This window comes from Acinetobacter sp. UBA5934, assembly GCF_002430855.1.
Lineage (GTDB): Bacteria > Pseudomonadota > Gammaproteobacteria > Pseudomonadales > Moraxellaceae > Acinetobacter.
In genome coordinates, this window is the sequence record NZ_DJDC01000074.1 from 812 (window position 1) to 9,316 (window position 8,505).

Annotated in this window: 9 protein-coding genes; 4 read left to right on the plus strand and 5 right to left on the minus strand. The window is 40.4% G+C overall.

All coding sequences use genetic code 11. From position 1 onward, the window contains the following. Nucleotides 1-44: 44 nt before the first annotated feature. Nucleotides 45-476, minus strand: coding sequence for a hypothetical protein (locus B2Y23_RS05220; protein WP_291369414.1), 432 nt, complete (start codon nt 474-476; stop codon nt 45-47). A 368-nt stretch (nt 477-844) separates the two neighbouring features. Between B2Y23_RS05220 and prfA the strand changes: the two genes are divergently transcribed. Beyond that, nucleotides 845-1,933 (plus strand): peptide chain release factor 1, encoded by a 1,089-nt coding sequence (gene prfA, locus B2Y23_RS05225; protein WP_291369416.1) that lies wholly within the window; start codon nt 845-847, stop codon nt 1,931-1,933. After that, nucleotides 1,933-2,751, plus strand: coding sequence for a peptide chain release factor N(5)-glutamine methyltransferase (prmC, locus tag B2Y23_RS05230; protein WP_291369418.1), 819 nt, complete (start codon nt 1,933-1,935; stop codon nt 2,749-2,751). Before prfA ends, prmC begins: the two co-directional genes overlap by 1 nt. 38 nt (nt 2,752-2,789) lie before the next feature. Here prmC and B2Y23_RS05235 read toward each other — a convergent pair whose 3' ends face one another. The 4 genes from B2Y23_RS05235 to B2Y23_RS05250 all read right to left on the minus strand — a co-directional run bounded on the left by B2Y23_RS05235 (nt 2,790) and on the right by B2Y23_RS05250 (nt 6,791). Beyond that, the gene (locus tag B2Y23_RS05235) at nt 2,790-3,548 is read right to left on the minus strand and encodes an ABC transporter permease (RefSeq protein ID WP_409515232.1); all 759 of its coding nucleotides are present in this window, start codon (nt 3,546-3,548) and stop codon (nt 2,790-2,792) included. Between the two features lie 74 nt (nt 3,549-3,622). Beyond that, nucleotides 3,623-4,591 carry an aliphatic sulfonate ABC transporter substrate-binding protein gene (locus B2Y23_RS05240; protein ID WP_291369422.1) on the minus strand — a complete coding sequence of 323 codons (969 nt, stop codon included), beginning with the start codon at nt 4,589-4,591 and terminating at the stop codon, nt 3,623-3,625. A gap of 613 nt (nt 4,592-5,204) precedes the next feature. Further along, a complete protein-coding gene (locus B2Y23_RS05245) occupies nt 5,205-5,558 on the minus strand; it encodes a hypothetical protein (protein ID WP_291354811.1) in 354 nt (117 codons plus the stop codon). A gap of 210 nt (nt 5,559-5,768) precedes the next feature. Then, entirely contained in the window at nt 5,769-6,791 is a 1,023-nt protein-coding gene (locus B2Y23_RS05250) for an AraC family transcriptional regulator (protein WP_291369424.1), read from the minus strand. Between the two features lie 156 nt (nt 6,792-6,947). Here B2Y23_RS05250 and B2Y23_RS05255 point away from each other — a divergent pair, with 156 nt between their 5' ends. Together B2Y23_RS05255 and B2Y23_RS05260 are read left to right on the plus strand one after the other, a co-directional pair. Next, complete coding sequence (locus B2Y23_RS05255) at nt 6,948-7,718, plus strand: 3-hydroxyacyl-CoA dehydrogenase (RefSeq protein ID WP_291369425.1); 771 nt, start codon at nt 6,948-6,950, stop codon at nt 7,716-7,718. A 254-nt stretch (nt 7,719-7,972) separates the two neighbouring features. After that, nucleotides 7,973-8,505: acyl-CoA dehydrogenase family protein (locus B2Y23_RS05260; protein ID WP_291369427.1), on the plus strand; the 533-nt coding region annotated here is incomplete at its 3' end.

The window sequence follows — 8,505 nt, forward strand, 5'->3', positions numbered from 1 at the left end:
AAAGCACCCGAAGGTGCTTTTTTTGTGTGTTCACAGATCGTGTATTAACGATGGCTGCGATAATATTTTTTAGAGTGTTTTTTGTATTTACGTTGGTCAGCACGACGGTCTTCTGAAACTTTTTTACCCAGAACCGAACCACCCGCAGCACCTAATGCTGAACCAACATAACCACCAGTGGTACCGCCAACACTTTTACCGACAGTATAACCACCTACGCCACCTAGACCGCCACCAATGGCAGCACCAGTACGATTGCGTCGATCAGCAGAAACCGCAGCACCACCAGCACCACCAAGAGCAGAACCGATCATTGCACCGGTATTACCACCCATTTGTTTACCAATCGCAGTACCTGCTACGCTACCTAATGCTGATGTTGCAGCAATACGAGTAGAGTTGTCTGCATGAGCAGAAACAGTAAACATTGATGCAGTCGCCATTGTTGCGCTTAATAATAATGCATTAAGTTTCATAGTTAACTCCGTGTTCAAAACCTGAACGTTGTAAGTAAGTTCTTTCAATGCCGGCAAATGTAACAAAAATTTTTTCTAACAATGTGGAGAGGATCAACTAGAGTTGTGGTGTTTAGTGTCTGCTTTGTAAAGTTTCTTTAACAGTGTTGAAAATTGCTCGTAAAATATGCATTTACCCGGGAAATATGAATAAAACTAGCATAGATTGAGCTTTCATTTTAAAACAATCACTTTTGATATGAGCTTTTGTCCCCACAATATCTATGTCATTTCACCCTTAGAATCGTTACACTAGGCACAATTTTTTTTGCGCTGATCTATGTCCTATAAGGCATGGAGATAGCCTTTGTATTGAGATATTTAGCAAAATGAAAGAATCGTTACGTTTACGATTAGATCAACTTTCTGACCGTCACGAAGAATTAAACGCATTACTTGCCGACGTTGAAGTGATTTCAGATAACAAACGCTTCCGTCAATTGTCACGTGAACATAGTGACCTATCCGAAATCACCGAGGTCTGGACTAAATTCCGTCAAGCCGAAGAAGATATAGAAACTGCTGAAGCCATGTTGAGCGATCCTGACTTTAAGGAAATGGCTCAGCAAGAAATAAAAGACAATAAGGCGCTGCTGGAACAACTGGAAGCAGACCTCAATATCTTGATGATTCCGAAAGATCCAAACGATGCCAACTCTGCCTATCTGGAAATTCGTGCCGGAACCGGTGGTGATGAAGCTGCGATCTTCTCGGGCGATTTATTCCGTATGTATAGCAAATATGCTGAAACGCAGGGCTGGCGTCTGGAAATCCTGTCTGAAAATGAAGGCGAACACGGTGGTTATAAAGAAGTCATCTGCCTGATTAATGGTGAAGGGGTGTATGGTCGCCTGAAATTTGAAAGTGGCGCACACCGTGTACAGCGTGTACCTGCAACTGAATCACAAGGTCGTGTGCATACTTCAGCATGTACAGTAGCTATTTTACCTGAAGTGGATGTGAATACTTCGGTAGACATTAACCCGGCAGATTTGCGTATTGATACTTATCGTGCATCCGGTGCAGGTGGTCAGCACATTAACAAAACCGATTCGGCAGTGCGTATTACTCATATTCCAACCGGTACAGTGGTTGAATGTCAGGACGAACGTTCACAGCATAAGAACAAAGCCAAAGCGATGGCGCTTTTGGTTTCACGTCTGGAAAATGCCAAACGTGCAGCAGCAGATGCAGCAACTTCGGAAATGCGCCGTGACTTAGTCGGTTCGGGTGACCGTTCAGAACGTATTCGTACCTATAACTATCCGCAAGGTCGTATGACCGATCACCGTATCAATTTAACCTTATATAAGTTAGATGCGGTGATGGAAGGTGACTTAACTGAATTGCTCGACAGTTTGCACCGTGAATATCAGGCAGATCAGTTGGCACTACTTGCACAGCAGAATGGTGGCTAATGAATATTGCACAGGCCTTGGCCTTACGTGGTGATGCAGAAAGCTATGAACGCCAAGAAAATGCTTGGTTACTTGAACACATTACAAAAATTGATGCTTTTGATTTGCCGATGAAAAAAGATCTGCAATTAACAGCAGAACAAGAGCAGGCATATCGTAGTGGTCTGGCACGTATTGCAGCAGGTGAACCTTTAGCTTATGTCACTGGTTCACAGCCATTCTGGACACTGGATTTAAAAGTCACTCCAGATACTTTAGTGCCGCGTCCAGATACTGAAGTTCTGGTTGAAACTGTACTTAAGTTAGACTTGCCTGAAGATGCCCGAATTGTCGATTTAGGCACTGGAACCGGTGCGGTAGCGTTATCGCTTGCTTCTGAACGTCCGGATTGGTCGGTTACTGCCACAGATATTTATGAACCGACTTTAGAAGTAGCACAATTTAATGCTGCAAAGCATGATCTTGAACAGGTCCGTTTTCTCTGTGGTTCCTGGTTTAAGCCTTTGGGGCGTGAGTTCTTCGATGTCATAGTTTCTAATCCGCCGTATATCGATGCAGATGATGTACATATGCAGGATTTGGCTACAGAACCGGAGCGTGCTTTGGTGGCAGATAAACATGGTCTTGCCGATCTTGAGCACATTATCCAGCAGGGTAAAAAGCATTTAACTGTGAATGGCTGGGTTGTACTTGAGCATGGTTATGATCAGGGTGATGCTGTACGACATATTTTTATCCAAGCCGGATATAAAGAAGTGAGAACAGTGAAAGATTATGGGGGCAATGACCGTGTCACTTTAGGTCAGTGGCCACATTAATCTTAAAAACGATAAAAAAATAAAGCGCATGATGCGCTTTATTTTTTGACCACATCCCGCCAGCGTAACAGCCAGCTTTCAATAATTTTCATTAAGTTATCGCTAATTTTTCCTAAAATCGCTAATAGGATAATCGCAATAATGACAATTTCAGGTCGGGACGTTTCCCGTCCATCACTGAGCAAATAACCAATTCCTTGAGTGGCTGCAATTAGTTCAGCAGCAATCATAAACATCCAGGATAAACTCAGGCTATTACGCAAACCGGTTAAAATACCGGGTGATGCGGCAGGAAGAATAATGTCTTTAATTTGTTGAAAATATTTCAAACGATAAACTTGAGCGACTTCAATCAGTTTGCGGTCTACGCCGTGAATAGCTGAAACGGTATTGGTATAGGTTGGAAAAAATGCACCAATGGCAATTAGGGTAATTTTAGAAGCTTCATCAATACCTAACCACAGCAGTAACAGAGGAATCCAGGCCAGACTGGGAATGGATTTAATGGCTGAAAAAGAAGGTTCCAGAAATTCTTCAGCTTGCTTGTTTAAGCCCACAAAAATGGCAAAAACCAGCGCAAGTCCGCTACCAATAAAGAAACCTAAAAATACGCGCCAAGTACTGGTCCAAATATGCAGCCATAAATCACCTGCAGACAATTCCAATAAAGATTGCCATAAGCTGCTAGGTGCGGGAAGCAGATAAGCCTCGATCAATCCTTTGTTAACCAGAATTTCACACAGAACCAGCAGCAATATAGGAATAACCAATCCTTTCAGTTTACTTATGAATTTCATCCCGCGGAAAAAAGGGTTTTGTTTGACTTCTGTGCTCGGCACAGAAGTCTTTTTGCTTGCTACAGGAAAACTCATTATTTGCCTACAATCTTTTGTGCATATTTGGCATCAAACAGTTGATCAATAACCTGATTGACATTGGTACCACTACGTACCAGTTCTTCCTCCGTCAAAATGCTGCCGGATTTTTTCAAGGCATTAATATGTTTGGCTGTTGGAATGTTTTGATCGAAATTGGTTCGGCTGAGCTGAAGTTTCGCCACAGGAACAGGCAATTTAGATTCTCGCGCCAGTAATTCAGCCAGTTTAGCCGGATTGGCTTTGGCCCATTTTCGTGCTTGTTCATAAGCCTTAACTACAGCCTCAATCGCTTCAGGATTCTGGTTGGCAAATTGCTCTTTCACACTGAGTACGCTATAGCTATTAAAACCGACATTTCTATACAGCAATTTTGCCCCAGACTGTACTTGTGCCGAAGCCATAAGCGGATCCAAACCTGCCCAAGCATCTACTTGTCCACGTTCGAGTGCTGTTTTACCATCCGGATGCTGCAAGTGTACAAGTTGAACATCTTTTTTATTTAAGCCAGCAGTTTCAAGTGCCTGTAAAGTGAAAAGGAAAGGGTCGGTGCCTTTGGTTGCTGCAATCTTTTTACCTTTTAAATCTTTTATCGTTTTAATTGGAGAATTTTTGGAGACCACTAAAGCCGTCCATTCCGGCTGACTCTGGATATAAATAGTTTTAATCGGACTACCATTGGCACGGCTAAGTGCAGCGGCTAAACCTGCTGTGGAAGAGAAATCGACACTGCCACTATTCAGATATTCAAGAGAACGGTTGCTACCTTGACTAAAGACCCATTTAATTTCTGTTTTAGGCAATGCTTTTTCTAAAAGTTTCTGTTCTTTAACCACCAGGCTGGTAGGCGCATAATAGGCATAATCGAGCTTTAGCGTATCTGGAATGGCGGCTAGACTATAGTGGCTTATTAAGCCAAGAGTAATTGCAGTGAGTATTTTAGTTTTAAAATTGAAAGCGTACATATAAACCCCATAAAATTGTCGAACTTTGTATGGGATCTGATATTGCCAGTCATTATGAGGAAAAGAGAAAACAGTAATTTTTATAAAATTATCTTAATTTTGCATATGCTAAATTTTATATTTTAACCACCTGAATTTTATTAAATTAATTTTTGTTTTATTAAATTTTATGCTTTATATCAAAAAGATACATTAGAATGAATAAAATTAAAATACGAGTTGGTTTAAATTTATAATATACAATGAAATTTCATTGTAATTACATAAAATATACTTTTATCTAGATAAAATACAGTCTATAACTCGTATCGAAATATAATAGTTAAATAGAGAACTATGTTTAATTAAAGATTCTTTAAAGGTAAGTTGCTTTGTCCTCAGTATCTTTTATCTTCATATTGGAAGGAATGATTGGAAAGCTATTGATTGATGCCCTAAAAGTGACTCAGAATAGCTTGATTGATTCGACACAAATCGATCAAAAACTAGAGCTTTGAGTTAATGCCATGTTTTAAGAAAATGAATAAAAATATCGTAGAAATGTGTATACAAATAGGTCAAATTGAGCCAAAAAAAGCGGCTGAATGAAGCCGCTTTTTAATTTATTTTAACTTTATACAGGGAAATCTTGCAGACAATCAGAAATTTCTAATTGAGTGAGCACATCTGTTTCAAGTGCCAGACCAAGTGCTACAATTTTCGCTGTATCAGCCAAATATTGATCATCTTTTAAGGCAATGCCGCTTTGCAAGGCTTGAATGCCCTCAGCGCTAATATCCAGTGCTTTCGCTGCTTCAATGGCATCTGCACGGTTGAAGAAGTTCACCACCACATTTTGAAGTGCTGAATCAGAAGTATTTAAAATACCTTGATTGAATAACTCATCAAATTGACTGGTATGAGAATGGAGAGAATGAGTAAAATTTTGCACCAAGCTTTGCTCTAGTACATCAATCATCTTAAGCATGTCAGAACCTTTAATTTAAGGTGATTACACGGGGAGAAAGTACAGCAGATAGGCATAAAGATATGCCTTTAAATTGATTGAAAAGTAATCTATTTTGTCACTTTTTGCAAATAGATTTCGACGAAAAACAGATCAATTTTTTAAGCGTATGAAAAGCAAAGAATTATTAAATCATGAGAAAAGAAACACTATTTTATTAATTAGATTAATTCATAGATCCTGGTTTTGACGATAAGCACCTGGGCTGACACCCGTCCATTTCTTGAAAGCACGATGAAATGCACTTGGATCATGAAAACTTAATTCATCGCTAATTTCCTGCAAGGTTTTTTCAGTTTTAGTCAGAAATTCAATGGCTGTATCACGTCGGATATCATTTTTCAGCTGCTGATAACTGACGCCTTCGCTTTTTAAACGTCGTTGCATCGTGGCATCAGACATATTTAAACGCTGGGCAATTTCATTGAGTTCAAGCCATTCGGCAGGTGGAACATTCATTAAATGTTTACGGATTTGAGAACTAATGGCATGCGGATTTTTAAAACGGACTAAAAGATTGTGCGGGGTTTGTTGAATAAACTGATGCCAGGATTGTTTATCCTGTTTAATCTGAATATTTAAATAATTGGCATCGAACTGGATGTAGTTTTCATTACTATTGTATTGAATGTTTTCACAAAAGCGAACTTTATAGTCTTGATCATCCAGTGGCGCATCACATTTGAGCTGAATCTGATTCAGTAAAACTCTTTGTCCGCTTAACCAGCACATCAAACCATGAATCAGCATTAAATAGGTGGCATAACTGAACATTCTTTTGGTGTGTTTTTGCTCGTAAATTACGATATAGGCGTAGTTTTCCTGAACAAATAATTGGCTAACAAAATCATCCAGAATCAAATTTAAAAATTGCAAAATCTGTTGCAGGGCTTTTTCTAAGGTTTCTGCGTGTATGACAGACTTGGATAAAAGCTTAAAACTACCGCGGCGCATGGGGTGACTGTCCATACCAAAAAATTCGTCATTCATGACATCAGCCAGTTCAGTCCAAAGCTGGGCATATTGCGATACAGAGACACGGGCTTTACTGGATTGCATCAGCTCAGTCTGAATACCGGATTTGACCAAGATGTTCTGAGTGTTCAATCCCTGATGCTGTGCAGACAGCAGTGCTTCATGTACCAGACTGATCGAGATTGTGCCTTTACTGTAATTTAAGTCTTGTTCATTCATGTACAGATATCCGTATTCCGTATTTTTGCTGCCGTGACTTGGATTGTCCAAATCCATCATAAAGGATGCAATATTTGGAAATTGTACTCTAGCTTGAGTGCATTTACTCTGCATCTTAAGTCGAGTGTTCATTCAAAAAATTAACAGGAATAGAAGATGAAAATTCAAGGAAAAGTGTTTGTGGCGACAGGTGGTGCATCAGGTTTAGGTGCAGCCACAGCTACTTATCTGGTTGGGCAAGGTGCAAAAGTCATCATGGTCGATATGAATCAAGAGCTGGGTCAGGAAATGCAGCAGCGTTTGGGTGAGCACTCTGTTTTTGTAAAACTTGATGTAACCGACGAGCATGCAGTTAAGGTTTTCTTTGAAAATATTGAACAGCAGTATGGTCAGTTAAATGGTCTGGTAAACTGTGCCGGTATTGCACCTTCAGCCAAAGTGCTGGGTCGTGATGGTATTCATGATTTGGGCATGTTCCAGAAAGTACTGAATATTAATGTCAGTGGTACCTTTAACATGATCCGTTTTGCAGCAAGTTTGATGGCGAAATATCAATTGCAAGCGGGCGAAGAAGAGCGTGGTGTGATTGTGAATACCGCTTCAGTGGCTGCATTTGAGGGACAACTCGGGCAAGCTGCGTATGCCGCATCAAAAGGTGCTGTAGTGTCCATGACTTTACCTTTGGCACGTGAGTTGGCACGTGAAGCCATTCGTGTGATGACTATTGCGCCAGGCATTATGGAAACACCAATGTTAAAAGCCATGCCGCAGAATGTGCAGGATGCATTAGGTCAAATGGTACCGTTTCCACCGCGTTTAGCGAAACCGGAAGAGTTCGCTCATCTGGTTGGGCATATTTTTGAAAATACGTATTTGAATGGTGAAGTGATTCGTTTAGATGGTGCGATTCGTATGCAACCTAAGTAATTTCTTGGGTCTTTTCACTGCTGAGTCTTACCTCTATAAATTATTTTGAAGTAGCTCATTCTGTTACTTTTGTTTCGTCAAAAGTAACCAAAACCATTGTCATTTGCAAAACTCGTTCAATTGCGACTTTTGATTGATCTCTCGCAGAAAAATTATAGAAAAATGAAGTCCTGTCTCGAACAGTTGCAAATGACCTTTTCGCGTATCAAATTTTTAAAAATTTAATAGAAACCTGGCCATGAAAGGGAAGCTCAATGATTTTAAATGATGAACAAAAGATGGTTCAGGACATGTTGCGGGATTATTCGCAAAACAAGTTAAAACCTACTGCCGCAGAACGTGATAAAACTGCGCAATTTCCTGCACAAGAACTGAAAGAACTGGGTGAGCTGGGCGCATTGGGCATGACCGTATCCGAACAATGGGGCGGTGCGGGTCTGGACTATGTTTCGTTGGTACTTGCTTTAGAAGAAATTGCTGCAGGTGATGGCGCGATTTCAACCATTGTCAGTGTACAAAATTCGCTCCCTTGTGGCATTACCCAACGTTACGGGACAGAAGAACAAAAAGAAAAGTATTTAACTAAACTGGCGACAGGCGAATGGCTTGGATGTTTTTGCTTAACAGAACCACAAGCCGGTTCAGATGCCGGTGCAATTCCAGATACCGGTGTGGTCTGTTATGGGCAGTTTGAAGGTCAGGAAGTTCTCGGTTTGAGAATGAATTTTTCTAAACGCTGGATTACCCTTGCTCCAATTGCGACCGTTATTGGTCTAGCTTTTAAGCT

Excerpts from the sequence above, each read along its gene's own strand:
- prfA (WP_291369416.1), top strand. The coding sequence starts at position 845 with ATGAAAGAATCGTTACGTTTACGATTAGATCAACTTTCTGACCGTCAC.
- B2Y23_RS05240 (WP_291369422.1), bottom strand. The coding sequence starts at position 4,591 with ATGTACGCTTTCAATTTTAAAACTAAAATACTCACTGCAATTACTCTT.
- B2Y23_RS05255 (WP_291369425.1), top strand. The coding sequence starts at position 6,948 with ATGAAAATTCAAGGAAAAGTGTTTGTGGCGACAGGTGGTGCATCAGGT.
- B2Y23_RS05220 (WP_291369414.1), bottom strand. The coding sequence starts at position 476 with ATGAAACTTAATGCATTATTATTAAGCGCAACAATGGCGACTGCATCA.
- B2Y23_RS05250 (WP_291369424.1), bottom strand. The coding sequence starts at position 6,791 with ATGAATGAACAAGACTTAAATTACAGTAAAGGCACAATCTCGATCAGT.
- prmC (WP_291369418.1), top strand. The coding sequence starts at position 1,933 with ATGAATATTGCACAGGCCTTGGCCTTACGTGGTGATGCAGAAAGCTAT.
- B2Y23_RS05245 (WP_291354811.1), bottom strand. The coding sequence starts at position 5,558 with ATGCTTAAGATGATTGATGTACTAGAGCAAAGCTTGGTGCAAAATTTT.
- B2Y23_RS05235 (WP_409515232.1), bottom strand. The coding sequence starts at position 3,548 with ATGAAATTCATAAGTAAACTGAAAGGATTGGTTATTCCTATATTGCTG.